At 65.7% G+C, this 25,429-nt stretch carries 15 protein-coding genes; 9 read left to right on the top strand and 6 right to left on the bottom strand.

Features of this window, described 5'->3' with window-relative positions:
- Positions 1–2 precede the first annotated feature (2 nt).
- Together ING15_RS17565 and ING15_RS17560 are read right to left on the bottom strand one after the other, a co-directional pair.
- On the bottom strand, positions 3–6,575 hold the full coding sequence (locus ING15_RS17565) for a translocation/assembly module TamB domain-containing protein (RefSeq protein ID WP_206456150.1): 6,573 nt from the start codon (positions 6,573–6,575) through the stop codon (positions 3–5).
- A complete protein-coding gene (locus ING15_RS17560; RefSeq protein ID WP_232845850.1) occupies positions 6,575–8,536 on the bottom strand; it encodes an autotransporter assembly complex protein TamA in 1,962 nt (653 codons plus the stop codon). Before ING15_RS17560 ends, ING15_RS17565 begins: the two co-directional genes overlap by 1 nt.
- Positions 8,537–9,155: 619 nt before the next feature.
- On the opposite strand from ING15_RS17560, the gene ING15_RS17555 reads away from it, so the two are divergent.
- From ING15_RS17555 to ING15_RS17535, 5 genes are all read left to right on the top strand, one after another.
- The gene (locus ING15_RS17555; protein WP_206456149.1) at positions 9,156–9,644 is read left to right on the top strand and encodes a (2Fe-2S)-binding protein; all 489 of its coding nucleotides are present in this window, start codon (positions 9,156–9,158) and stop codon (positions 9,642–9,644) included.
- A gap of 100 nt (positions 9,645–9,744) precedes the next feature.
- A complete protein-coding gene (locus ING15_RS17550; protein ID WP_206456148.1) occupies positions 9,745–12,090 on the top strand; it encodes a xanthine dehydrogenase family protein molybdopterin-binding subunit in 2,346 nt (781 codons plus the stop codon).
- Positions 12,091–12,224: 134 nt separating this feature from the next.
- Positions 12,225–13,034 (top strand): FAD binding domain-containing protein, encoded by an 810-nt coding sequence (locus tag ING15_RS17545; protein WP_206456147.1) that lies wholly within the window; start codon positions 12,225–12,227, stop codon positions 13,032–13,034.
- A gap of 172 nt (positions 13,035–13,206) precedes the next feature.
- Positions 13,207–14,451 (top strand): putative DNA modification/repair radical SAM protein, encoded by a 1,245-nt coding sequence (locus tag ING15_RS17540; protein WP_206456146.1) that lies wholly within the window; start codon positions 13,207–13,209, stop codon positions 14,449–14,451.
- Between the two features lie 28 nt (positions 14,452–14,479).
- Positions 14,480–15,970 (top strand): UdgX family uracil-DNA binding protein, encoded by a 1,491-nt coding sequence (locus ING15_RS17535; protein ID WP_206456145.1) that lies wholly within the window; start codon positions 14,480–14,482, stop codon positions 15,968–15,970.
- Here ING15_RS17535 and ING15_RS17530 read toward each other — a convergent pair whose 3' ends face one another.
- Genes ING15_RS17530 through ING15_RS17520 form a run of 3 tightly spaced genes read right to left on the bottom strand, consistent with a single transcriptional unit; the run spans position 15,971 to position 18,532 of the window.
- A complete protein-coding gene (locus tag ING15_RS17530) occupies positions 15,971–16,108 on the bottom strand; it encodes a DUF2474 family protein (RefSeq protein WP_206456144.1) in 138 nt (45 codons plus the stop codon).
- Positions 16,105–17,103, bottom strand: a complete 999-nt coding sequence (gene cydB / locus ING15_RS17525; protein ID WP_206456143.1) for a cytochrome d ubiquinol oxidase subunit II — start codon at positions 17,101–17,103, stop codon at positions 16,105–16,107. Before cydB ends, ING15_RS17530 begins: the two co-directional genes overlap by 4 nt.
- Positions 17,104–17,113: 10 nt before the next feature.
- On the bottom strand, positions 17,114–18,532 hold the full coding sequence (locus ING15_RS17520; protein WP_206456142.1) for a cytochrome ubiquinol oxidase subunit I: 1,419 nt from the start codon (positions 18,530–18,532) through the stop codon (positions 17,114–17,116).
- 220 nt (positions 18,533–18,752) lie between these two features.
- Here ING15_RS17520 and ING15_RS17515 point away from each other — a divergent pair, with 220 nt between their 5' ends.
- The 4 genes from ING15_RS17515 to fni all read left to right on the top strand — a co-directional run bounded on the left by ING15_RS17515 (position 18,753) and on the right by fni (position 23,629).
- Positions 18,753–20,039, top strand: coding sequence for a glycerate kinase type-2 family protein (locus ING15_RS17515; RefSeq protein ID WP_206456141.1), 1,287 nt, complete (start codon positions 18,753–18,755; stop codon positions 20,037–20,039).
- A 28-nt stretch (positions 20,040–20,067) separates the two neighbouring features.
- The gene (locus tag ING15_RS17510) at positions 20,068–20,751 is read left to right on the top strand and encodes a D-lyxose/D-mannose family sugar isomerase (RefSeq protein ID WP_206456140.1); all 684 of its coding nucleotides are present in this window, start codon (positions 20,068–20,070) and stop codon (positions 20,749–20,751) included.
- Positions 20,752–20,914: 163 nt separating this feature from the next.
- Positions 20,915–22,474 (top strand): ATP-binding protein, encoded by a 1,560-nt coding sequence (locus ING15_RS17505; protein WP_206456139.1) that lies wholly within the window; start codon positions 20,915–20,917, stop codon positions 22,472–22,474.
- Positions 22,475–22,576: 102 nt separating this feature from the next.
- On the top strand, positions 22,577–23,629 hold the full coding sequence (fni, locus tag ING15_RS17500) for a type 2 isopentenyl-diphosphate Delta-isomerase (RefSeq protein ID WP_206456138.1): 1,053 nt from the start codon (positions 22,577–22,579) through the stop codon (positions 23,627–23,629).
- A gap of 906 nt (positions 23,630–24,535) precedes the next feature.
- On the opposite strand, the gene ING15_RS17495 is transcribed toward fni, so the two are convergent.
- Positions 24,536–25,429 (bottom strand): ATP-dependent nuclease (locus ING15_RS17495; RefSeq protein WP_206456137.1); only part of this gene is annotated, 894 nt, incomplete at its 5' end.

Raw genomic sequence — 25,429 nt, 5'->3', positions numbered from 1 at the left:
GGTCAGAACTCGCCTTCGTAGAAGACGCCGACCTCGCCGCCACCTTCCGCTGTGACCGCGCCACGCGCCTTGAGCCCGGAGCCGAGATCGAGGTCGATCGCCACACGTCCGGTCGAATCGACGCCGAGATAGGTGTTCTCGTTGAGATATTTGCCGACGCCGACGGCCGTCTGGCCGTCTTTCGTCGTCTTGATGTCCAGGTCGTCGACGCCGATCTGCGAGCGCAGATTGTCGAGGAGGCCGCTCGACCCGCCAATGCCGGCGAGCGATGCGGCGAGTTCGGCGAGCTGGGCGATCTGCAGCGGCGAAAGATCCGACGTGCCTTGATTGAAGATCAGTCGCGCCAGCACCTCGTCCTGGGGCAGGAGGGGGGTCGAGGAAAAGGTGAAGCTCGGATCGTTGGCGGGGCCGGTCACGGCGATGAACACCGTGGTATCGCCCGCCTCAGACCTGGCGACCAGGTCGAGGACCGGAACCAGGCTGCCAGTGAAGGTCAGCCGGCCACGATCGAAGTCGAGGCGCTTGCCGAGGATCACGAACCGACCGCGCTGCAATTCGAATCCACCGACGATACGCGGCGCCGCGGCCGAGCCGGTGATGACGATCGAACCGCCGAGTTCAACGTCGAGGCCGCGACCGCGCACGAACACCCGCGAGGGCGCGTTGAAGGTCAGGTCGAAATTGATCCCGCTGCGCTGAGTGCCGGCGCCCTGGTTAGGGTTGATTTCGCGCTGCTGCTCGTAGACGGCCGGCTTGGCGTTGCGATGGGTCACGTCGATCCTGGCCAGAGAACCCGGCAGTTTGTCTGGAATCAGGACGTTGATTTCGTTGGCGTTGACGGTCCCGGCGAGCAGCGGTGTGCCGCCCAGTGGGCCGGTCAGTGTCAGCTCGGCGTTCAGCTTCGCGGCGACGAGTTCGCCGTCATTATAGCGACCGTCGACGAGCCGGATCGCGATATCGGCCGGAAACCCGTCGTTGAGACCGACGGACCCGGAGATCGAGAGCGTTCCGCCGGAGGAGAGGGCCGCATTGAAGGACTGGATCGTCGCCGTCTGGCCGTTGAGGGCGACCGTCGCCGCGATGTTGTTGATCGCGAGGTTCAGGCCCGTGTCGACGAAGCTTGCGCCGGATGTCGAGAGGGTTCCCACGACGTTTGGTTGGCTGGCTGGGCCGGTCACGCGCGCGTTCAACTGCACGTCGCCCTGGATCGAGCGGCCGCCGTCGGCGAGGATACGGTTGGCGAGCGACATCGGCGCGGTGCCATTCACTGCCAAGTCGAGCTGCGGCGTGCCGGCGATATTGACCGAGCCGGAAACCGCCAAATCGACGCCGCTGCCGGACAGATTGGCCGTCGTCGTAACGATTCTGTTCGCGAACTGGCCGTTGGCGGAGACGGCGAGCGCGCCGACGCCGGCGTCGCGTGTCTGCTGGATGGAAAGACCGGAGCCGCTGAGGTCGTAGGTGACCGACGGATTGGAGGGAGACCCGGACGTGCGAACGGTTCCATTGATCGTTCCCTGCGGCGCGATTCCGGGGGCCGCCGCGGCGGCGATCGAGGCCGGCAGGTTGCGGATATCGGCGTCGATGGCGAGAGCGGTCGCGCTGGCGGAGCCGCTGAGGTTGATCGTTCCGCCGCCGACATTGGCGGTCGCCGTTTGCAGCTGCAAGGTCCCGCCCGCATAGGTCCCCGCCGCGCTGGCGTCGATCGGCGGTGCGCCGGCGGCGCGGCTCTGCGCAACCGAGACGTTGGATGCCGAGATGTCGAACCGCGCCTCGGGATTGGAAATCGAGCCGGTGGCGGACGCGGTTCCCGACACGGTCCCCTGCGCGCCGAGCCCGCTAACGAAGCCGTTGGCAAGACCGACCGGGACCTGGTTCAGCGTGACGTCCAGATCGAGCGTCCGCCCGACCGTTCCGGACGCGACGAGCGAGCCGGCCCCGACCCGAACATCGGCCGTGCCGATCGTTGCGGTGCCGTCGGCATAAATGCCGGACGCCTGCAGGCTCAGCGGCGCGACGCCCGATTGGGCGATCTGCCGGGTGGTGATGCCCGATCCGGTGAGATCGAAGGTGGCGCGGGGATCGGAGATGGAGCCTGTCGCGGTGGCGGTGCCGGAGATCGTTCCCTCGGCGTTGAGATCCGGCACGAAGCCATTGGCGAGACCGACGGGGAGCCGGTCGAGTTGGAGGTGGAGATCGAGAGTCTGCCCGACGATGCCGGTGGCCGTCAGCGAACCGTTGCCGACCTTAACGCTGGCGGTATCGATTGTCGCTGTCCCATTGGCATAGGCGCCGGCGAGATCGAGGCTGAGCGGCGCGACGCCGGAGGCCGCAATCTGCCGCGTCGTGATGCCCGACCCGGTCAGATCGAATTCGGCTTGCGGGTCGGAGATGGAACCGGTGGCCGTCGCGGAACCGGAGATCGTGCCCGTGACGCCGAGCCCCTCGACATAGCCATTCGCCAGACCGACGGGGAGCTGGTTGACGGCGATCTTGAGGTCGAGCGCCTCGCCGACCGTGCCAGTGGCCTTCAGCGAGCCGTCGCCCACCGTCACGTCGGCGTTGGCGATGGTCGCCGTTCCGTTGGCGTAGGAGCCGGACAGGTCGAGGCTGAGCGGCGCCACGCCGGACTGGGCGATCTGCCGCGTCGTGATGCCGGAGCCGCTGAGATCGAAACGCGCCTGCGGGTCGGAAAGTGAACCGGTCGCCGTGGCCGTGCCCGAGATCGTGCCCGTGGCGCCGAGATTCGGCACCAAGCCGTTGGCAAGCCCCACGGGGATTTCGTTGGCGACGATGGTGAGGTCGAGCGTCTCGCCGACCGTGCCGCTGGCGGTGAGCGAACCGGAACCGACGGTCATCTCGGCTTCGTCGAGGTTCAGCGTGCCGTCGGCAAGGCGCCCGGACGCTGTCACGTCGAGTGGCTCGATGCCGCCCTGGGCGATCGCCGGCGCGGTGATGCCGGAACCTGTCAGCGAGAATTCGGCGGTGGGGTCGTCGAGCGTGCCGGTCGCCGTCGCGGTTCCCGAGATCGTTCCGGAGGCTTTCAGGTTGGGTAAGAAGCCGTTGGCGAGCCCGACCGGAACGCTGTTCATCGACAGGTCGAGGTCGAGTTCGCGGCCCACCTTGCCGGAAGCACGCAGCGAGCCGTCGCCGACATTGACCACGGCGGTTTCCAGCGACGCCGTCCCCTCGGCGAAACTGCCGGCGAGTCGCAATTGCAGCGGCGCAACGCCTGAGCGTGCGATCGCGCCCGTCGTGATCCCGGCGCCCGACAGATCGAAGGTCGCATTGGGCTCGGTGAGCGAGCCGGTCGCGGTCGCCGTCCCGGAAATCGTCCCGGACGCGTCGAGATCGGGTACGAAACCGTTGGCGAGGGCGACGGGCAGGTCGTTCATCGCCAGCGTCAGGTCGAGATTGTCCCCGATCGTGCCGGAGGCTTCGAGCGAGCCGGAGCCGACCACCAGACTGGCCCGATCGAGCGTCGCCGTCCCTGCGGCATAGCGGCCGGCGACATCGAGCGTCAGCGGATCGATTCCGGCCGAAGCGACCTGTGCCGCGGTGATGCCGGTGCCGGCAAGATCGAAAACCGCTACCGGGTCGGCGCGGGTACCGTTGACGACGGCGCTGCCGGAGATCGTCCCGGACGCGTCGAGGCCGTCGACGAAGTCGTTCGCCAGCGCCACCGGCAGATTCGCCAGCTCGGCCCGCAAGTCCAGCGTCTCGCCGATCGTGCCGGAGGCCTGCAACGATCCCTCGCCGAGATCGAGCTTGGCGGTTTGCAGCGTGAGTGTGCCGTCGACGTAGCGGCCGGTCGCATCGAGCGCGATCGGCGGTATCCGGGCCGCCCGCACCTGCGCGGTCGCCAGCTCGCGGCCGGTGATCGCGAAGGCGGCGTCGGGATTATCCGGCGCGCCGGTGAGGGTCGCCGTGCCGGAGATCGTGCCCTCGGCCTCCAGACCGGCGACGAAGAGGTTGGCGACGGCTGCCGGAACCGCGTCGAGGCGCAAGCCAAGGTCGAGGACCTCGCCGGACGAGCCTTCCAGGGCGATCGAGCCGGAACCGACGGTCAGCACGAAGCCGTCGAGAACCGTCTTGCCGTTGGCGATCCGCACCTTGGCTTCGTCGCTGAGATTGACGGGGGCTTTGGCGATATCGGCGGTCAGGCGCGAGAGCGTCAGCAGCATCGCGTCCGGCTCGAATTGGGCGGTGCCGGCCAGTTCGACCGGCGCGTCGTTGACTGTCGCATTCGCCGTCAGGCCAGTGCCGCCCGGCTCCTCGGTGAAGGCCAGGGCCAAGCCGCGCACCGCCACCCCGGCGACGTCGATCGCGTCCGCGGCCACCCGGCCTGTCGGCATCGGAATCCCGAGATAGTCCTTGACCGACAAATCGATCCGCGCGCCCTGGAGTGTGGTGCCGGCAACCGTCAGGCTGCCGGAGGTGAGATCGGGCGCGGCGATCGGCGTCTTCTCGGCGTCGACCGAGAGTTCGACGGTTCCCTTCACATCGCCGGCGGCCTTCTGCCCGCCGAGCGCCGCCAACGGGCCGATATCGTCGATGGCAACGCTCAGCGTGCCGACCGGCGCAAAGGCCTCGGTGAGCATGAGATCGCCGGTGACCGCGTTCGGACCCTGCCGGATCGCCAGATCGGTGATGCGACGGTCGCCATTGTCGAGGGTCTCGACCTTGGCGCTACCGGACAGCGGCTGGCCGTCCAGCGTTCCGGTGATGTTCACGAAGCCGGACGGCGAGGCGGGGTTCAGCGTGCCGCGTATCTCGACCTTGAGGTCGGCGAGCTCGCGCCCGTTGATCGACAGGCCATTGCCGGACAGCGTCAGATCGACGTCGGGCTTTTCCACCGGCCCCTTGGCGACGAGCCGCAACTCCGCCGCGCCGGAAAACAGCGGGTTAACGGCCTGGGTATCCTCCAGCGTGCCTTGAATGTCAGCTGAGAGCACGCCGCCATTCAGGCCAGCGTTCCCGGTGATCTGCAGCCCAGCGCCGGTGATGGCGAGTTTCTGCGCGTTGATCGCTCCGTCCGCGGCGCGGGTAAAGCGGCCGGCGACGGATAGCTCTTCGCCCGTCAGCGGGATCGCCGCCGCCGACAGCGCCGCGGTCTGGAAGCGCGAGCGCAAATTCAGGTCGAAGATCGCGAAATTCAGGGCGGCGGTGCCTTCGAGGGTCAGCGTCGCGACGTCTGAGGTCGCCTCGCTCGGCTCGAAGACGAAGCCGTTCTCGGTCAGTGCGCCGTTAGCGGCGATCTTCACAGGGCCGTTGAGAAACCGTTCGGCGATTCCCTCAGGCGCCTCGACCGACTGGGCTACGGTTTCGACTGCGAGCGGTCCCTTGAAGTTGGTAAGGTCGAAGCCGGGACTGCGGGCATCCAGGCTGACACCCTGCGCGACATAGTCGCCGTAACCCGCGCGCTGCAGCTTCGCCGACAGATCCACGGCAGCTGCGGTGAAGGCTCCGCGCACCGTGCCGTCGAGGCGGGTGACCTGAAGACCGGTGATGTCCGGCGGTGTTCCGAAGGAAAGGGCAATCGGGCTGCCGTCCCGCGAAGCGACGGCGAGCGTCAGATCGTTGCCGGCCCCGCCTGGATCGAGAACGCCCTTGGTCTGCAAGGCCAGGGCCTCGGAGGCCAGATCGCCCTGTTCGACGAGATAGGTGCCGTCGTCGCGCAGTACTGCTTGCAGATCGAGACTGGCCCCGCCGGCGACATATTGGGAATATTGTTCCGGTACGAAGCGCTCGGCCGCCACATTGAGGGAGGCGGCGAGGCGGCGCCCGTCGGCGACGTCGTTGACCCGCGCGGTCAGTGTCGCCGCCTGTTCGCCGCCGACGGTGAGCTGGCCGTTGGCCATGAAATCGGAGAGCGGCCCGGAGCCGTTGACGACGAGATTGACCTTTGGCCGGTCCGGAATGTCGAGAAGCGTCGCCACCAGCCCGCCCGCCGGCTCGTTCGCTTGCACGTCGATCGCGAGCTGATTTTGCGCCGGCGCATAGGACACATCGAGCGCGATCTGGCCCGGCTGGTCCAGCCGGTCGATATTGGCCTTGACGTCGAGCTTGGTCGGATCGTCGGCGAGCGTCAGGCGGGCGCTCGCCCTCAGCCGCGCACGCGTACCGGCGATCGGCTCGCCGAGCACGAATTCCGCGATCGCGAAATTGCGGATATCGGCGGTGATCGACGGCAGCGAAAAGCTGCTGCCCTGATCCGCCGCTGTGGCCGGTTGGCCGGCAGGCAACCGTTCCAGCACGATCTGGCCGGCGGTGAGGTTGTCGATCGACAGGTTCGAGCGCACGAGCGCCAGCGGCGACCAGTCCAGCGCCAGGTTCTTTGCCGTCAGGAAAATGCCCTGGGGGTCGGAGACAATCACGCTCTCGATCCGTATGTCGCCGGTGAGCGCGCCGGACAGACCCTTGATCTCGACCTTCATCGTGTCCGTGGAGACGAGGTTCTCGATCTGATTGGCAATGAACTGCTGCGCCGGGGCGGGTCGGCTCGCCAGGAAGGCGGCGGAAACGCCGACGATGAGGGTGGCGGCGAGCGGGGGGACCGGGTTGAATTTGCGCATCAGAAGGCTTGCCCAATGCCGGCATAGAACTGGAAGTCCGCGTCGCGCGGGCCTGGATCCAGCGGGATCGCCACATCGAAGCGGATCGGGCCGAAGCTGGTGATGTAGCGGGCGCCGACGCCGGCGCCGACCTTGAAGTTGGAAAAATCGGGCACGAGGTCGTCGGAGACGGTTCCGACATCGACGAAGGGAACGATCTGGATGTTCTCCGTGACGCCGATGCGCGCCTCGGCCGATGCCTCGAACAGCGACAGGCCGCCGGTGGGCGTGTCGACGAAATCCGGGTTGAATCCGGAGCCGGGGGGCGCGGCGGAAGGGAAATACGGGCCGACTGACTGAAATTCGTAGCCGCGCACCGAGCCGCCACCGCCGGCATAAAAGCGGCGATCGTTGGGGATGTTGAGGAGATCGGCGCCGAAGATCGTCCCGTAGCCGACGCGTCCGGCGAGAATGAAGCGGTCGCTTTGCGACAGCGACAGATAGCTCGACGCGTCGATGCGGGTCTTCACGAAAGGTGTTTCGGTGTTGAACCCGTAGGTGGGCTCGACCAGCGCCTTGGCCAACAGGCCCTCGGTCGGGTTGAGCTCGTTGTCGCGATTGTCGAAGGTGTAGCTGATCGGCACCGAAGTCAGCAGATACTCGCGCGTTCCGAGATAGTCGGTGATCTCTTCGTACTCGGCACGGACGGTGGCGACGACGGTCTGGTTGCGGTCGATCTCGTATTCGACGCCACTGGCGACCGCGAGGGAATCGCGATCATAGGCGAGCGGGTGTTCGCGCTTGAGCTCGATCGAGCCGACATAGACCGAGTCCGGACCCAGCACGCCGGGCTTCTTGAAAACCAGCGACGCCGCGTAGTCGGCGCCGTCGGTCTCGCGTCCCTGGCTGGATACTGCGGTTGCGCCGATGCGCGAAACCGAGGCTTCAAGCCGGATGCTCTCGGCGCGGCCGAACAGGTTGCGGTGGCCGACATAGCCCGAGGCGCCCGCGCCTTCGGTATTCGAATAGGTCGCGCCGATGCCGTAAAAGCCGAATTTGCGTTCGCCGACCTCGATCTGGACGGGAAGCGTTCCGTCCGGTGCCTGGGCCTTGGCTTCCTTCACCGTGACGCTGGAGAACACGCCGAGCTTGAGCAGCCGCTCGCGCGCCGCCGCGAGTTCCTCCGGGGAGAAGACCTCGTCGGCCTTGATGCCCGCCATATAGGCGATGAAGCCGGGGTCGACGTCTTCGGCTCCCGCGACCCAGGTCTCGCCGAACGGCACCGGGTTGCCGGGCGCGATGGCGATCGAATAATCGAGCCGATCGGTGTTGGCGTCCGCGACGATCTCGCGCCCGGTGATCGCCACGAACGGCCGGCCTTGATCGCGGAGATCCTTGAGAAGCTTGGCTTCGCCTTTGAGCAGATCGACGGAACGCGCCGAACTTCCCGACGTGAGATCGTATTCCGCCGGGTCGACGGGGACGCCTTGGGCGGAAATCGCCACGCGGCCGAGCGTGTAGAAGGGGCCGGGGCGGACGCGGATCGACACTGGGACGGGCCGGGAGGCGAAGGTCGCGTCAGGCGGCAAATCCGCGATGTCACGGCCTTCGATGAAAATGTCGACCAACCCGTCATAGCGGGCGTTCTCGAACAGGGTGGCCACCAGCCGCTTGCGGTCGGTTTTCGCCTTTGAGAGCAGCCCGAGCGAACCGGATACCGGATCGCCTTCGTCCGCGATGAGCGTCGAGGCGTCGCGCAGATCCTCCTCCACGGTACCGTCGTCGTCCACCGCCGGCGCAACGGTCAGCGTCACCGTGTAGTTGACCGGGTCGAGCACCGGATCGGACGCTGCGTTTTCGTCTTCGAAGAAGGTCAGACCAAAGATATCGAAGGCTGCGGCGGGTTGCGGTGGTGCGGCGAGCAGGCTGGAGCCGATGACCATCATTGCCAGCTTGGCGAAGGGTAGGAACCTATACTGCAAGTCGCTCGCTTCCCGTCGCCACACACGCTCGCCTTCAGATCGGCGAGACAACACACGTCATCGAATTCGGCACGGCAGCGGCGACGATAACACGCAGCCGCACTCGTCCCGCTGAGTTGCCTTTAGCATTGGCGGAAATCGCTTGGATAACAACTGGTAACCGGCGGTTGCCGGTGTTCCGGCGCAATTCCACCGGCCGTTTGTGCCGAACCGGACACAGATTCACCGCCGTCCCGAGACATCCTGCCGCACCCAGCCCGCGCGGAGAGTCGCTTTCGATCGGCCGTGCTTCGTCTCCGGCGATCGGGAATGCGATCCCATCGCGTTGTAGAGGGCTGTTCCTGAACGCTTGTTCCGGCCTGGTTTTTTGGATCGGTTCTGAAAAGCGCTTGAAGCGGTTCCTCGCAAAGGGCACTCTCGCTGCGGCGCCCTGGCATCCGCCCCCGAGCATCGGACCAGAAAGTGGAAGCCGGTTTTTGGGTCATTCCGATGCTCGATCAAAGTGTTGGAGCGTCCTTATGGGTCCGAATGGACGCATGGCGCTCCGAAGTGCGCAATTCATTTCAACGGCCCGTCGCGTGGCTGATGCGGCAGGCCGTCTGTATCCGGGAGGACTTTGATGACTGAAGTGACGATGACGGTGAACGGGCGGGAGATGAAGGGCGAGGTCGAGGACCGTACGCTTCTGGTGCAGTTCCTGCGCGAGAATCTGGGCCTGACGGGCACCCATGTGGGCTGCGACACGTCGCAATGCGGCGCCTGCGTCGTCCATGTCGATGGCAAGGCGGTGAAGTCCTGCTCGATGCTGGCCGTGCAGGTCTCCGGCTCCGAGGTGACTACGATCGAGGGGCTGGCGAACGGCACCGAGTTGCACCCCGTCCAGGCGGCCTTCCGCGAGCATCACGGGTTGCAATGCGGCTATTGCACCCCGGGCATGATCATGACGGCAGTCGATCTGATCCGGGACCATGGCAGCGCTCTCGACGAGAAGGCCGTGCGGGAGGGCCTCGAAGGCAATATCTGTCGCTGCACCGGCTATCATAACATCGTCAAGGCGATCCTGGCCGCGGCGGGCGCCGCGCAGCCGCAACAGGTCGCCGCCGAGTAACTCGGACGCTCGGCCCTTGGGCCGGCGAGGCGGTTGAGACACGGACGCGGACGCCGCGAGGTGGTTCCGCCACGATTTCGAATACTGGGAGGTTTCGACGATGGGTGTTGAAGGCATCGGCGCAAAGGTTTTGCGCAAGGAGGACAGGCGGTTCATTACCGGTCGCGGGCGTTATGTCGACGACATGACGGTTCCCGGCATGAAATACGCCGCGTTCGTACGATCGCCCCATGGGCACGCCGAGATCGCCGGCATCGATTCGGCCGCGGCGGCTTCCATGCCGGGCGTGATCGGCATTCTCACCGGCGAGCAATTGCAGGGAGACGGGATCGGCAATCTGATCTGCGGATGGGGGGTGTCGTCCAAGGACGGCACGCCGATGAAGATGGGCGCCTGGCCGGCGCTCGCCGTCGGCACTGTGCGCCACGTCGGGCAGCCGATTGCCGTCGTCGTCGCCGACACGCAGCTTCAAGCCCGCGACGCGGCCGAGGCGGTGGAGGTTTCCTATGACGAGCTTCCGGCCGTTGTCAGCGCCGTCGACGCGCTGAAGGATGGCGCGCCGCAGCTTCATCCCGAAGCGCCAGGGAACCTCATTTTCGATTGGGAACTCGGTGACAAGGCGGCGACCGACGCGGCTTTTTCCAGGGCCGCCCATGTGACCAAGCTGCACATCGTCAACAACCGCCTGGTTCCCAATCCGATGGAGCCCCGCGCCGCGCTCGGTGTCTATGATCCGGCGGAAGAGCACTACACCTGCTGGACGACATCGCAGAACCCGCACGTCGCCCGGCTGGTGATGAGCGCCTTCTACAACGTCGCGCCGGAGCACAAGCTGCGGGTGATCGCACCCGACGTCGGCGGCGGTTTCGGCTCGAAAATCTACATCTATCCCGAAGAGATCGTCTGCCTGTGGGCCTCCAAGCGCACCGGCGTTCCGGTCAAGTGGACCTCGGATCGCACCGAGGCGTTCCTGACCGACGCGCACGGCCGCGACCACACCACCGAGGTCGAGATGGCGCTCGATGCCGACCACAAGATCCTCGGCCTCAAGGTCGACACGATTGCCAATCTCGGCGCCTACATGTCACTGTTCTCGTCGGCGACCCCGACCTATCTCTACGCGACGCTGCTCTCCGGCCAGTACGATATCCCGGCGATTCACGCCAATGTCCGGGCGGTCTATACCAACACCGTTCCGGTCGACGCCTATCGCGGCGCCGGGCGTCCTGAGGCGACCTTCGTCATTGAGCGCACGATGGAGACGGCGGCGCGCGAACTCGGGATCTCGCCGGCGGAACTGCGTCGCAAGAACTTCATCCGCTCCTTCCCGCACCAGACGCCGGTGATCATGGCTTATGACGCGGGCGATTTCGACGCGACGCTGGATGCCGGCATGAAGGCCGCCGACGTTGCCGGCTTCGAGACACGGCGGGCGGAGGCCAAGCAGCGCGGCAAGCTGCGCGGCCTCGGCATGAGCTGCTACATCGAGGCCTGCGGCATCGCGCCGTCGAAGGCGGTCGGCTCGCTCGGCGCCGGCGTCGGCCTGTGGGAATCGGCCGAGGTGCGGGTCAACCCGGTCGGTACGATCGAGATCCTCACCGGTTCGCACAGCCACGGCCAAGGCCATGAGACCACCTTCGCCCAGCTCGTGTCGGAGCGTTTCGGTCTGCCGGTCGAGAATGTTCAGGTCGTCCATGGCGACACCGACAAGGTGCAGTTCGGCATGGGGACCTACGGCTCGCGTTCCGGCGCCGTCGGCATGTCGGCGATCCACAAGGCGCTCGACAAGGTCGAGGCCAAGGCCAAGAAGATCGCCGCGCACGTTCTGGAAGCCGACGAGGGCGACATCGTCATCGAGAATGGCGAGGTGAAGGTCGCCGGCACCGACAAGAAGCTGGCCTGGCACGAGGTCTGTCTCGGCGCCTATACCGGCCACAACCTGCCGGACGGCATGGAGCCGGGCCTGAAAGAAGGGGCGTTCTACGATCCGACCAACTTCACCTTCCCGGCGGGCTGCTACATCTGCGAGGTCGAGGTCGACCGCGATACGGGCACGACGGAGATCATCCAGTTCGTTGCCGCCGACGATTTCGGCCGGGTGATCAACCCGATGATCGTCGAGGGTCAGGTGCATGGCGGGCTGGCGCAAGGGATCGGTCAGGCGCTTTTGGAAGGGGCCTATTACGACGAGACCGGCCAGTTGGTGACGGCGTCCTACATGGACTACGCCATGCCGCGCGCCTGGGACCTGCCGATGTTCCAGGTCTCGACCACCGAGACCCTGTGTCCCGGCAATCCGCTCGGCATGAAGGGTTGCGGCGAGGCCGGCGCAATCGGCTCGCCACCGGCGGTGATCAACGCCATCACCGACGCGATCGGCAGTAACGACCTGACCATGCCGGCGACACCGCAGAAGGTCTGGAAGGCGCTTCACGCGGTCGCCTGACAACACGACGAACCGCCCGGTGGCAGGGGCCGCCGGGAAAACTTTCGGGGCGCCGAGCCCCGTTTCGATCCGAACCATCGCGCCGCGCGGTCCATCCGCGATATCCGGACCCGGCGCCAGAGGGAGCAGAACCGATGTACGAGACCCATTACCATCGCCCCACCTCGATCGACGAGGCCGTCAAGCTGGTCGGTGAAGCCGGCGGCGAGGGAAAATTTCTTTCTGGCGGCATGACGCTGATCGCGACCATGAAGCAGCGGCTCGCCGCGCCAAGCGACCTTGTCGATCTGCGCCACATCGCTGAACTCAAGGGCATCACCGTCAACGGCAAGGCGATCAAGATCGGCGGCGGTATGACCCATGGCGAGATCGCCGACCATGCCGGGCTGAAAGCCGCCTGTCACGGCTTTGCCGAACTCGCCGGCCTGATCGGCGATATCGCTGTCCGCCACATGGGCACGATCGGCGGCTCGGTGGCGAATAACGACCCGGCGGCTGACTATCCGGCCGCCCTGAAGGCGCTCGGTGGGACGATCCACACCAACCAGCGCGAGATCTCGGCCGACGACTTCTTCCTCGGCCTGTTCGAGACGGCGCTGGAGGAGAACGAGATCGTCACGGCGGTGTCCTTCGAGGCGCCGGATCAATGCGCCTACGAGAAGTTCCGCAATCCGGCCTCGCGCTATGCCATGTGCGGCGTTTTCGTCGCCAAGCGCGGCGGCGAGGTGAAGGTGGGTGTGACCGGCGCGAGCATGAGCGGCGCCTTCCGCTGGACCGATGGCGAACAGGCGCTGTCGTCGAATTTCGACGGTTCGGCCGTAGATGGCCTGTCGGTCGACGAGGGCGACATGCTGTCCGACCTGCACGGCTCGTCGGCCTATCGGGCCAACCTCGTCAAGGTCATCACCAAGCGGGCGGTGAACAAGGCCAAGTCGGCGGGCTGACGGTCGCAGAGCGCGAGATTTCAGGTGGGCCGGGCGGGCGAGAGCGTCCGGCCGGCCTTTTCGTCGCATGGACGCAGCCGAACGCTGCGTGATCGCACGTGCGACAGTGAGGCTCGCCGACAGGCGCGGAAAGTGGCTGGTAAGAACATTCCATGAACGCTATAACCGCGTCATGGCCAAGACGACCCTCATCGACAAGCTCGCGATCCTTTCCGACGCCGCCAAGTACGACGCCTCCTGCGCGTCCAGCGGCTCGACCCGGCGCGATTCCGCCAAGAGCAAGGGCATCGGCTCGACCGAGGGATCGGGCATTTGCCATGCCTATGCGCCGGATGGGCGCTGCATCTCGCTGCTGAAAATCCTGATGACCAATTTTTGCGTCTATGACTGCGTCTATTGCGTCAACCGCTCGTCTTCCAACGTCCGCCGCGCCCGCTTCACCGTGGAGGAAGTCGTCACGCTGACGATGGAGTTCTACAAGCGCAACTATATCGAGGGGCTGTTCCTGTCCTCCGGCATCATCCGCAACTCCGACTACACGATGGAGGAGATGGTGCGGATCGCCAGAAAACTGCGCCTGGAGGAGAATTTTTCCGGCTACATCCATCTGAAGACGATCCCCGACGCATCGCCCGCCCTGATCGAGCAAGCCGGGCTGTTCGCGGATCGTCTGTCAATCAATATCGAGCTGCCGACCGACCTGACCCTTGAGGCATTGGCGCCGGAAAAGAAGCCGCGCGACATCCGCCGGTCGATGGGCCATCTCAGGGCGAAGATCGAGGAGCACAAGGGCGAGAAAAAGGACCGGACGAAGCCGCAACGCTTCGCGCCCGGCGGCCAGTCGACCCAGATGATCATCGGCGCCGACGGCTCCGACGACGACGCCATCCTCGGCCGGTCGGAGAATCTCTACGGCAATTACCGCCTCAAGCGGGTCTATTATTCCGCCTTTTCGCCAATCCCCGACGCCTCCAGCCGGCTGCCGCTCGCCAAGCCGCCGCTGATGCGCGAGCACCGCCTGTATCAGGCCGACTGGCTGATGCGCTTTTACGGCTTCGATCGCGGCGAGATCGTTTCGGGCGGCGATGGCGGGATGCTGGATCTCGCCGTCGACCCCAAGCTCGCCTGGGCGCTCAAGAACCGCGATCGTTTCCCGGTGGACGTCAATCGCGCCGACCGGGAAATGCTGTTGCGCGTGCCGGGCCTCGGCACCCGCGCCGTCAACCGCATCCTGTCGACCCGCCGCCATCGCACATTGCGGCTCGACGACGTTGCCCGGCTGTGTCAGTCGATCGTCAAGGTCCGGCCGTTCGTTACCGCGCTCGACTGGTCGCCGGGCGCAGCGACGGACAGCGAAGGCCTGCGCGCCACATTCGTACCGAGGCAGAAGGCAATGGCCCAATTGTCGTTGTTCTGAGCTCGATACGCACGAGAGCCGAATTCCGATGTTCTTCGCCCGCCTTGCCTTTCCCGCCGATTTCGACGGTTGGCGCCAGGCCGCCCGCACGGCGCTGGCGCTCGGCATTCCGCCCGAGGAAATGAGCTTCGTCGTCGGCGACGCGGCGCCCGGCCTGTTCGCCGAGCCCTTGCGCGACGCGCTTGCCGACGCCGTGCAACCGACGGTTTCCAAGGCCTTTCCCGACCTCGCCCGCAAGCTCGTCTGCCACGCCAACGCGGATCGGTTCGTCTTCGCCTATCGCCTGTTGTGGCGACTGCAGACGGAAAGGAAGCTGCTCGAGATATCCTCCGATCTGGACGTTCTCCGCGCGACTGCCATGGAAAAGGCGGTGCGGCGCGACAGCCACAAGATGAAGGCCTTCGTGCGCTTTCGCGAGGTCGAGGACGGGGAGGGCGGCATGCACTATGTCGCTTGGTTCGAGCCATTTCATCACGTCGTCGAACTGACCGCGCCGTTCTTCGCCCGGCGCTTCACCGGCATGGTCTGGACGATCCTGACGCCGGAACGTTCGGCCCATTGGGACGGGAGCGATCTGACCTTCCTGCCCGGCGCGACGAAGGACATGCGACCGGAGGGCGACGACGTGGAGGCCCTGTGGCTCACCTATTACGCGTCGATCTTCAACCCGGCGCGGCTGAAGGTGAAGGCGATGCAGGCGGAAATGCCGAAGAAATACTGGGCCAACATGCCCGAGACGGCCTTGATCAGGCCGCTGATCGAAGGCGCCGAAGCAGCCTCGCGCCGGATGCTCGCAACCGCCCCGACGCTGCCGCGTTTCTCCCATCAAAGACGGCAGGAGCGCGAGCGCATGGCCAAGGCAACGCATGACGAGCCGAATCTCGATCTGGAAAACGGCGCGGACGACGCGCGACCGGACAGTATCGCCGCCGCGCGGAAACAGGCGCGGCATTGCAAGGCTTGCCCGCTCTGGGAGCCGGCGACGCAGACCGTGTTCGGCGAGGGGCCGCAGGACGCGCCGGTGATCTTTGTCGGGGAACAGCCCGGCGATCAGGAGGATCTGGCCGGCCAGCCTTTCGTCGGTCCGGCCGGCCAGGTGTTCGACCAGGCGTTGGCGGCGGCCGGCATCGACCGGCGCCAGGCCTACGTCACCAACGCGGTGAAGCACTTCAAATTCGTGCCGCGCGGCAAGCGTCGCATCCACCAGAAGCCGAACATGGGAGAGATCAAGGTCTGCCGCTGGTGGCTGGATCTGGAGCGGGAACTGGTCAAGCCGAAGCTGATCGTCGCGCTGGGCGCGACGGCGGCGCAGGCCCTGCTCGGCAAGGCGGTGACCATTCGCGACACCCGCTCCCGGCTGATCGACCTCGACGACGCGACGAAATTGCTGGTGACCGTCCACCCTTCTTATATCCTGCGGCTTCCCGACAAGGCGGCGCAGGCGCGCGAGAGCGAGGCGTTCAACGCCGACATGGCGATGGTGCTGCACATTCTGCCGGAGCTTGCGATGGCCGTGTGATCAGCCGATCAGGACGGTACGGATCGCCAGGCCTACCATGCTGACTGCGGCAACCCCCGCGAGCCAGAAGAGGACGAACCAGCCGATCCGCTTCCACCACGGCCCGGCGGCGACGTCGCCTTTGTGAGGGTGGCTCAATGGTAGCCCTCGCCGGGGCGGACCTTGCCGCGGAACACCCAATAGGCATAGCCGGTATAGATCAGGATCATCGGGATCAGGACCGAGGCGCCGACCAAGAGGAATTCCATCGAGGCGTTCGGCGCGGCGGCCTCCCAGATCGTGACGTTGGGCGGGATGATGTTCGGGTAGAAGCTGATTCCGAGCCCGGCGAAGGCGAGCATGAAGAGCGCCAGTGCCGATAGGAACGGCCGCACGTCCTTGCCGGAAGCCAGCGACTGGAACAGGCTCACGGCGGCGAGGGCGGTGAGGATCGGCACCGGCGCGACGTAGAGGATCTGCGGGAAAGTGAACCAGCGCAGGTAGAATTCCTCCTTCAGAAACGGCATCCACAAGCTGACCGCGCCCATGAGCGCCAGCGTGCTGATGCCCGCGAAAAAGGCATAGCGTCGCGCGATGTCGCGCAGTTCCCCGTCCGTTTTCATCACCAGCCAGGTCGCGCCCAGCAGCGTATAGCCGATGACTACCGCAATTCCCGTCATCAGCGAGAATGGCGTCAGCCAATCGAACCAGCCGCCGGCATAGGCGCGCCCGGATATCTCGATGCCTTGGACGAGCGTCCCCAGGGCGACGCCCTGGCTGAGCGCCGCGACGAACGAACCGATGAAGAACGACACATCCCACAGCCAGCGGCCGCGCACCGTCTTGAACCGGTATTCGAAGGCGACCCCCCGGAAGATCAGCGCGAGCAGCATGGCGATGATAGGGGCGTAGATTGCCGGCATGATGATGGCGTAGGCGAGCGGAAAGACCGCGAGCAGGCCGCCGCCGCCGAGCACCAGCCAGGTCTCGTTGCCGTCCCAGATCGGCGCGATGGTGTTCATCGCCGTATCCCGGTTCTCGTTTTCCCGCAGCAAGGGGAATAAGATTCCGGTGCCGAGGTCGAAGCCATCGAGAATGACATAGGCGATCACGGCAAAGGCGATGAGAAATGCCCAGAGAATCGCGAGGTCCATTGTCGTCTCCCTATTCGGCCGGGTTTGCGGTGGCCCCGCCTTCGGGATGGGGTGAAGATGCCAGCCCGGCGGCTCTCGTCGGATGGTCGAGCGTTTCCTCCTCGAACGGCGTCGGAGGCTTCGACATCAGCCGTAGAATGTAGAAGGTGCCGGCGCCGAACAACAGGAAGTAGACGACGATGAAGGCGACGAGCGACGTGCCGACGGCTTCCGCGGCGACTGGCGCGACGCTGTCGGTGGTCCGCAACAGGCCGTAGACCGTGAAGGGCTGGCGGCCGACCTCGGTTGTGATCCAGCCGGCGATGACGGCGACGAAACCCATCGGTCCCATGACGATCATCGCCCGTTGCAGCCAGGGGCTTTCGTAAACGGAGCCGAAGACGCGGCGAAACAGCGACCACAGCCCGATTCCGAGCATGGCGAAGCCGATGGCGACCATGGTGCGGAATGACCAGAATACCACAGTCGAATTCGGCCAGTCCTCCCGTGGGAAGGCGTCGAGGCCTTTGACCGTGCCATCGAGTGAGCGCGTCAGAATGAGTGAACCGAGATAGGGAAGGTCGACGGCGTATTTCATCCGCCCCTCTTCCATGTCCGGAATGCCGAACAGGGTCAGCGGCATCGGCCCGTCGGTGTTGGTCTCGAAATGACCCTCCATCGCGGCGATCTTGGCCGGCTGGTACTCCAGCGTGTTGAGGCCGTGCTCGTCGCCGGCGATGATCTGTAGCGGCGCCACGATCGTCGCCATCCACAGCGCCATCGAGAACATCAGCCGGGCGCTGGCGTTGTAGCGGTCGCGCAGCAGATGGAAGGCACCCACCGCGCCGATGACGAAGGCGGTCGTCAAATACGCGGCCAGTACCATGTGGACGAGGCGGTAAGGGAAAGAGGGGTTGAAGACGATCGCCCACCAGTCCTCCGGAATGAACTGGCCGGCGGCATTGATTCCGTAGCCGACCGGCGTATGCATCCAGGAATTGACCGACAGGATCCAGAAGGCCGAGAACACCGTGCCGAGCGCAACGACGAACGTCGCGGCGAAATGCAATGCCGGGCCGACGCGCTTCTGGCCGAACAGCATGATGCCGAGGAAACCAGCTTCCAGGAAGAAGGCCGAGAGCACTTCGTAGCCCATCAGCGGACCGAGGATCGGCCCGGTCTTGTCGGAGAAGAACGACCAGTTGGTGCCGAACTGGTAGCTCATGGTGATGCCCGACACGACACCCATGCCGAAGCTGATGGCGAAGATTTTCACCCAGTATTTGAAGGTGTCCATATACACCGGCTTGCCGGTCGCCAGCCACAATCCCTCCAGTACCGCCAGATAGGAGGCAAGGCCGATCGAAAAGGCCGGGAAGATGATGTGGAATGCGATGGTGAAGCCGAACTGGACTCGGGCGAGAAGGACGGGGTCGAAGCCTTCGAACATGGCGCTGCCTTCGGCGGTTCATGCGATCGGTGTGTGTGCCCAACATAGGCCGCGTGCACCGCGGAAGAAGATGGTTGCGACGATTTTTGCCACCCTTCGCCTGCCGTGGTTCCGCGTGTCGTGCCCGAGACGCCGTGTTTCGCCAAGCACCTTCACCGCTGTTCAGCCCCAAGGCGCAACTGCTATAGGGGCGGCAATCGGTTGAGCGGGCAGGGACGACATGAACCAGAACCGGATGCGGGACGATCTCACCGCGATCTTTGAGCGGGCGGTGGCGGTCGCGCACCCTTCGACCATTCTCGCCGCCCATCTGCCGGAGCCCCCGACCGGAAGGATCGTCATCCTCGCCGCAGGCAAGGCGGCGGCGTCGATGGCGGCGGCGGCCGTCGCGCATTATCGTGACATTCACGGCGTTCCCGACTCCCGCCTGACCGGGATCGCCGTCACCCGCGACGGTTATGCGCTGGATGCCGGGCCGATTCCCGTCGTCGAGGCCGGCCATCCGCTGCCCAACGAAAACGGACTCGCTGCAACCGCGAAGGTTCTCGAACTGGCCGAGGCGGCAGGCGAGGGCGATCTCGTGCTCGCACTGATCTCGGGCGGGGGTTCGGCGAACTGGCTGCTGCCGGCCGTCGGCGTCAGCCTCGCCGACAAGCAGGCCGTGACCAGGGCGCTCTTGAGAAGCGGCGCCGGGATCGGCGAAATCAATTGCGTGCGCAAGCACCTGTCGCGGATCAAGGGCGGCCGGCTCGCCCGCGCATGCGGCGACGCCCGGCTCCTCACCCTGGCGATCTCGGATGTGCCGGGCGACGACCCGAGCGTTATCGCCTCCGGACCGACCGTGCCCGATCCGACGACCCTCGTCGAGGCGCGGGCGATCATCGCAAAGCGCGGTATCGACCTGCCGCCGTCGTGCAAGGCGGCACTGCAAGACCCGGCGAACGAGTCGCCGAAGCCCGGCGATCCGATCTTCGCGTCGAGCGACTACCGGACCATCGCGACGCCGGCCGCCTCGCTGGAAGCCGCCGAAAGCGCGGCGACCGCGCTCGGCTATACCGTCCACAGCCTTGGCGCGGACGTCGAGGGAGAGGCGCGGGACGTGGCGTGCCGGCATGCCCGTCTGGCCCTTGAGGCCAAGGCGCGCGGCGAGCGGCTGGCGATCCTGTCCGGCGGCGAACTGACCGTCACGATCCGCGGCGAGGGCCGCGGCGGTCCCAACCAGGAATATGCCCTGGCGCTGGCCGTCGCGCTTCACGGCGAGCCCGGCATCGCGGCGCTGTCCGGCGACACCGACGGCACCGACGGCGGCACCGGCCTTGCCAGCGATCCGGCCGGCGCCTTCGTTGAACCGAACACGCTGGCGCGGGCGAAGGACGCCGGGCACGACGCCGAGCGAGCGCTTGCGGACAATGATTCCACCGGGTTTTTCGAGGCGCTGGGCGATCTGTTCGTGCCCGGTCCGACCCACACCAACGTCAATGATTGCCGCATCATCCTCGTCGGATGAGCGGCCCGGCAGAAAAACGAGGCCAGTTATGAAACGCTCGCGCGTCAACGAAATCATCCGCCAGGGCGACGACTTCATCCGCTCCTTCGGCTACGTCATGCCGCCCTTCGCCTATCTCTCGCCATCCGAGATGAAGGCCCGCCGAGGCGACCTGTCGGCGATCGTCGAGCGTCGGCTCGGCTGGGACGTCACCGACTACGGCAAGGGCGATTACGACAGGCTCGGCCTGTTCCTGTTCACCGTCCGCAACGGCGACAGCGCCGACCTCAAGGCCGGACGCGGCATGCTCTATGCCGAAAAGATCATGATCTCGCGGCACGATCAGATCTCGCCGATGCACCGCCACATCGTGAAGGCCGAGGACATCATCAATCGCGGCGGCGCAACGCTGGCGCTCGAACTCTTCGAGAGCGCGCCGGACGGTTCGGTCGACGAATCCGCCGACGTCACGGTGGTCACCGACGGTATCACCCGCAAGCTGCCGGCCGGCGGCATCCTCAAGCTGACACCCGGCGAGAGCGTAACGCTGCTTCCCGGCAGCTGGCACGCCTTCTGGGGCGAGGGCGGTGATGTTCTGATCGGCGAGGTTTCGACCGTCAACGACGATCTCACCGACAACATTTTTCGCGAGCCGATCGGCCGCTTCGCCGAGATCGAGGAGGACGAGGACCCGCTGCATCTGCTGGTGTCGGACTACGACAAGTGGCTGTAGCCGGACCAACAGTCCCGATCCTTGAGCGATTCTGTGGACATGATGCCGCGCGGCTGACTCCACGGCGCCGGCACGTGTTATGGACGACGTCCTGCCGGTTTGCGCTTCGAGTCGACCGGCACGGCATCCTCGACGACCACCCTTTGCGGCGAAAAGACTCCTCATGACGATTGCCGTCGATCTCGGCACGACCCAAACCGGCGAACCGGCGGAGCTCGATCTGGAGGAGCTCCTGTCGACGCGCCTGCTGGTCCAGGGCAATTCCGGCTCCGGCAAGTCGCACCTGTTGCGCCGCCTCCTGGAGCGCAGCGCCGATTGGGTGCAGCAGGCGATCATCGATCCCGAGGGTGATTTCGTCTCGCTGGCCGAGCGCTACGGCCATGTCGTCGTCGACGCCAACCGCACGCCGGCGGAACTGACGCGGATCGCGCGACGCATCCGAGAGCATCGCGCCTCGGTGGTGCTCGATCTGGAGGGACTCGACGCGGAGGTGCAGATGATGTGCTCGGCCGCCTTTCTGAACGGATTGTTCGATGCCGACCGCGCCCATTGGTATCCGATGCTGATCGCCGTCGACGAGGCGCATCTGTTCGCCCCGGCGATGGCGGGCGAACACTCCGAGGAAGCGCGGCGGGCCTCGCTCGGCGCGATGACCAACCTCATGTGCCGGGGGCGCAAGCGCGGCCTTGCCGGCGTCATCGCGACCCAGCGGCTGGCCAAGCTCGCCAAGAACGTCGCGGCGGAAGCCTCGAACTTCCTGATGGGCCGCACCTTCCTCGACATCGACATGCAGCGCGCCGCCGATTTGCTTGGCATGGACCGGCGGGCGGCCGAGCGGTTCCGCGATCTGGAAACCGGCAATTTCGTCGCGCTCGGCCCGGCGCTGTCACGGCGCCCGGTGCCGATCAAGATCGGCGCGGTCGAGACGGCGGGGCGCAGCGGGCGGCCGTCCCTGATGCCGTTGCCGGAAACGCCGCGCGAGGCGATGCAGGATCTGATCTTCACCGTCAGCGAAGAGGACCGGGCGGCAGAGCGCCAGCGTCCGCAGCGGCCCTTCGCGAACCCGTCGCATCGACCCGAGGCGGCGAACGCGCCGGTCGCGACCCGCGAACTTCTGGAACGCGTCGCCGCCGCGCCGTCGGTGTCCGAGCGGCACGAGCCGGTCGATGACGATCCGCGCACGGCCGAGGAGCGGGCGGCAGCGGTCGACGCGATCTTCGCCGAGATGCTCGACGATCCCGACGCCGCCTTCCGGCCGATGCCGGTGCTCTACCAGGATTTTCTCACCCATTGCCGGCTGAAGCGGCTGCGCGGCGCCGAAACCGACATGGCGGCGTTCCGGCGCCGGCTGTCGCTGGCCCGGGCCGGCGTTTCCGTCGAGACCGAGGACGCCGAATGGCAGGCGGTGGTTGGGCGCGCCGCGGACCTGCCGGAAGAGATGCAGGGCGTCTACATGATGCTCGCCCGCGCCGCCCGCGACGGCGCCGAATGCCCCTCCGACGAGGCGCTGGCCCGCGCCTATGGCAGCCATTCGCCCTCGCGCGGCCGGTTCCTCCTGAGCTTCATGGACGAGCGCGGCCTGATCACCGCCGACGCCGATTTTCGCGGCAACCGGGTCGTCACCATCGCCGGCACCGACTGGCGCACCTGCCTGCCGGAGGTCAAGCACGACGCGCTCGACGAGGCGCGGGCGCGGCGGGCGGCGCGACTGGCGCGAAGCTGACGGATCGCCGTTCGGTGGACGCCGGCCCTCGCGAAATGCCACTATCGGACACGGCGACCACATTGATCAGGACCACCCACCGCTGACAGGATCAAGGCCGACGTGGCAGACCAACCGGGCGCCGCGCCTTCGCGGGACATCGAAGGGCGCAAGGGCGATCATCTGGACATCGTGCTCGCCCCCGCGCTCGCCGCGCGGCGGGCGCCGAACGGCTTCGACCGCATCGTCTTCGAGCATGTGGCGCTGCCCGAGATCGCGTTTGCCGACATCGATCTGTCGACGTCTTTCCTTGGCCGCCGTCTGAAGGCGCCGCTCCTGATCAGTTCGATGACCGGCGGCCCCGAACGCGCGGCCCGGATCAACGCCCATCTCGCCGAAGCGGCTGAAACGCTTGGCCTCGCCTTCGCCGTCGGCTCGCAGCGCATCGCGCTCGAAGGGCGCGGCTCGGGCGGTCTCGACCGGTCGCTGCGCGTCCTGGCCCCGAACATTCCGATTCTCGGCAATATCGGCGCGGCGCAGCTGGCGCTCGGATACGGCCCCGACGAGGCCCGTCGCGCTGTCGAGATGATCGCGGCCGATGCGCTCATCGTTCATCTCAACCCGCTGCAGGAAGCGGTGCAGGCGGGCGGCGACACCGACTGGCACGGCGTGCTGACCGCGATCGAGCGGCTGGCGCGGGCGCTGCCGGTTCCGCTCGTGGTCAAGGAAGTCGGCGCGGGGCTCTCCGGCCGGCTGGCGCGGCGGCTGGTCGATGCCGGCGTTGCGGCGATCGACGTCGCCGGCGCCGGCGGCACCAGCTGGGCCGCGGTCGAGGCGGAGCGGGCGGGCGATGCCGCAACCCGCGAAACCGCGCTGGTGTTTTCCGACTGGGGCATTGCGACGCCGCGCGCGATTCGGGACGTGCGCGCCGCCTGCCCGGATACGCTGGTCATCGGCTCGGGCGGGGTCCGCAACGGGCTCGACGCGGCGAAAGCGATCCGGCTCGGCGCCGATCTCGCCGGCCAGGCAGCGGCCTCGCTGGCGAGCGCCGAGCACTCGGCCGAGGCGGTCGTCGCGCATTTTTCCGAAGTGATCCGGCAGCTGCGCATCGCCTGTTTCTGCACCGGCTCGGCCGACCTGGCGGCGCTGCGTCAGGCGGTTCTGCTGGACGGGTGATAGCGAGAGGCACACCCTTGCAGCCTCGTCATCCTCGGCCGCAGGCCGGGGATCCATGCCGCGACATTTGTCCATTTTGTCCGTCAACGGATTGGCGGTTCCACCGGCTTGGCATGGATCCTCGCGCAAGCGCGAGGATGACGAAGCGGGGGAGGGCTGTTTTTCTGCCAAGTGAGGAGAGACACGCGTCATCGCCCGCGCCGCTTGTTGCGGCCGGCGTAGGCATTCCCGGACACTGGCTTCGTCTCCTTCCTTCGTCGATTCTCTGTCCCCTCCTTAAGCTTCGCCTTGCGGCTCGCTGAGGGGGGCCCCTGTTGCCGTCTCGTCTCGAACGAGACGAGCGGCGGGACGCCGGAGGCGAACCCTCCGACTGTTTTACGTCATACGGTCCGCCTCCGGCATCCCGCGCGGCGTTTGACCAACCCTTCGACACGGGCGCCCTTGCGTAGAGTGGGCTCCCGTGCGCTGCCGGCTCTTCGGCCCTTGCGGGGCCTCAAGCGGACCGATCCGCAGACCCCTCATTAGTGGGGGACGGTCCGGCGGAGCAAAGGGTCGTCCGGGCCGGCACTTCTCCGGAAGAAGCCCCGTCGCGGACACCGCACCGCCAGGGATTTCTCCCCTTGGCCCAACGAACGATCCCGGTGATCATTCGCGCCCGTTCCGTGGGCCGGCGGTCAGAGGAGTATGCGGGAGCGGGAAAGGGTGGGGATAAGTTTTTTGAGTGGGCGCGTTTCTCGGAAGTGCGCTGCCCTTACTCCCCCGTGAAAGAAAGGCGCGCCGGCTTTCGAGTTTCGTCATCCCGGCCTTGAGCCGGGACCCATGCCGCGACTTTTATTCAATTCTGTTCGGCGACGAATTGGCAGTTCCGGCGGCTTGGAATGAGAGGACGCGCACGGCCACTCTGATTTATCTCAACCAGAACTCGCGAAGTTGGCCAACGAGCGCATCAAGCGCGGGAATCGCGGCACCGGTCACCGTGATTCTCTCGATGCACTCTTTAAGTAACATCGGGTCTTTCTTCATGCGCGCATAGGTCCAGCCCCATTCCTTAGCAACTGCCTCGGCGGTGGGAAACCAATCGTCTCGATCATGTGCAATCGCCTTTTGTATATCATTTCTCCAACCAAAAAAGTATTCACTTTCAAAAAAATTATCTACTTCAACATCTATATCAATATCGTTATCTTGTGCGTATCGAATTATTTCCCCGTTCCTCTGATCGTTGGGTGAATGATCCATATCCATGTCGAAGACGCAAAAAAGATCGATCGAAAACCCACGGGCCATAGCGATCAGTACCGGCATTTTTTCTTTGCCGCCAACCGGAACGATATGGCAGCCTTGACTGAGAAATTCTCTAAAAAACCCCATGCTCGTAATATAAGAATTTATAATTGCTACGTCTTCCTGTCCTTCTACAAGTATTACTTTAGAGGCAAAGAAAATTTCCGCAATTTGGGTCTGTAGAGAGCGGTCAATTCCCGAAAGAGTGGCGAGGGCCCCTATAGGATTCTCTCCCCGCCGCACGGCACAGTAAGACCGTTGCTCGTCCACAGACCAAGATTTCACCACCGTGGTGTTCTCTGATTTTCTCAGCGCCCGTATGCTTTCAAAGTTCCGTCCAGAAATAAATAGCGGGCTGTGCGTTGTAACGACTATTTGGTGATTATTATTTGCCAAGTCGCAAAGGGCGTCGGCCAGATAGCGAGCCTGCGGAGGATGCTGGTATAATTCCGGCTCCTCGATCCCAATCATCAATTTTTGGCTGCCACCCTGATCAGAGGCTCGGGCAGCCAAGCT

The sequence above is a fragment of the Aurantimonas marina genome, assembly GCF_017183135.1.
In the GTDB taxonomy this organism is placed as follows: Bacteria; Pseudomonadota; Alphaproteobacteria; order Rhizobiales; family Rhizobiaceae; genus Aurantimonas; species Aurantimonas marina.
This window is presented reverse-complemented; position numbering and strand designations above follow the sequence as displayed.

Coding starts and splice junctions, on each gene's coding strand:
- ING15_RS17505 (WP_206456139.1), top strand. CDS start 20,915: ATGACGATTGCCGTCGATCTCGGCACGACCCAAACCGGCGAACCGGCG.
- ING15_RS17550 (WP_206456148.1), top strand. CDS start 9,745: ATGGGTGTTGAAGGCATCGGCGCAAAGGTTTTGCGCAAGGAGGACAGG.
- ING15_RS17535 (WP_206456145.1), top strand. CDS start 14,480: ATGTTCTTCGCCCGCCTTGCCTTTCCCGCCGATTTCGACGGTTGGCGC.
- ING15_RS17515 (WP_206456141.1), top strand. CDS start 18,753: ATGAACCAGAACCGGATGCGGGACGATCTCACCGCGATCTTTGAGCGG.
- ING15_RS17520 (WP_206456142.1), bottom strand. CDS start 18,532: ATGTTCGAAGGCTTCGACCCCGTCCTTCTCGCCCGAGTCCAGTTCGGC.
- cydB (WP_206456143.1), bottom strand. CDS start 17,103: ATGGACCTCGCGATTCTCTGGGCATTTCTCATCGCCTTTGCCGTGATC.
- ING15_RS17510 (WP_206456140.1), top strand. CDS start 20,068: ATGAAACGCTCGCGCGTCAACGAAATCATCCGCCAGGGCGACGACTTC.
- ING15_RS17565 (WP_206456150.1), bottom strand. CDS start 6,575: ATGCGCAAATTCAACCCGGTCCCCCCGCTCGCCGCCACCCTCATCGTC.
- ING15_RS17555 (WP_206456149.1), top strand. CDS start 9,156: ATGACTGAAGTGACGATGACGGTGAACGGGCGGGAGATGAAGGGCGAG.
- ING15_RS17545 (WP_206456147.1), top strand. CDS start 12,225: ATGTACGAGACCCATTACCATCGCCCCACCTCGATCGACGAGGCCGTC.
- ING15_RS17540 (WP_206456146.1), top strand. CDS start 13,207: ATGGCCAAGACGACCCTCATCGACAAGCTCGCGATCCTTTCCGACGCC.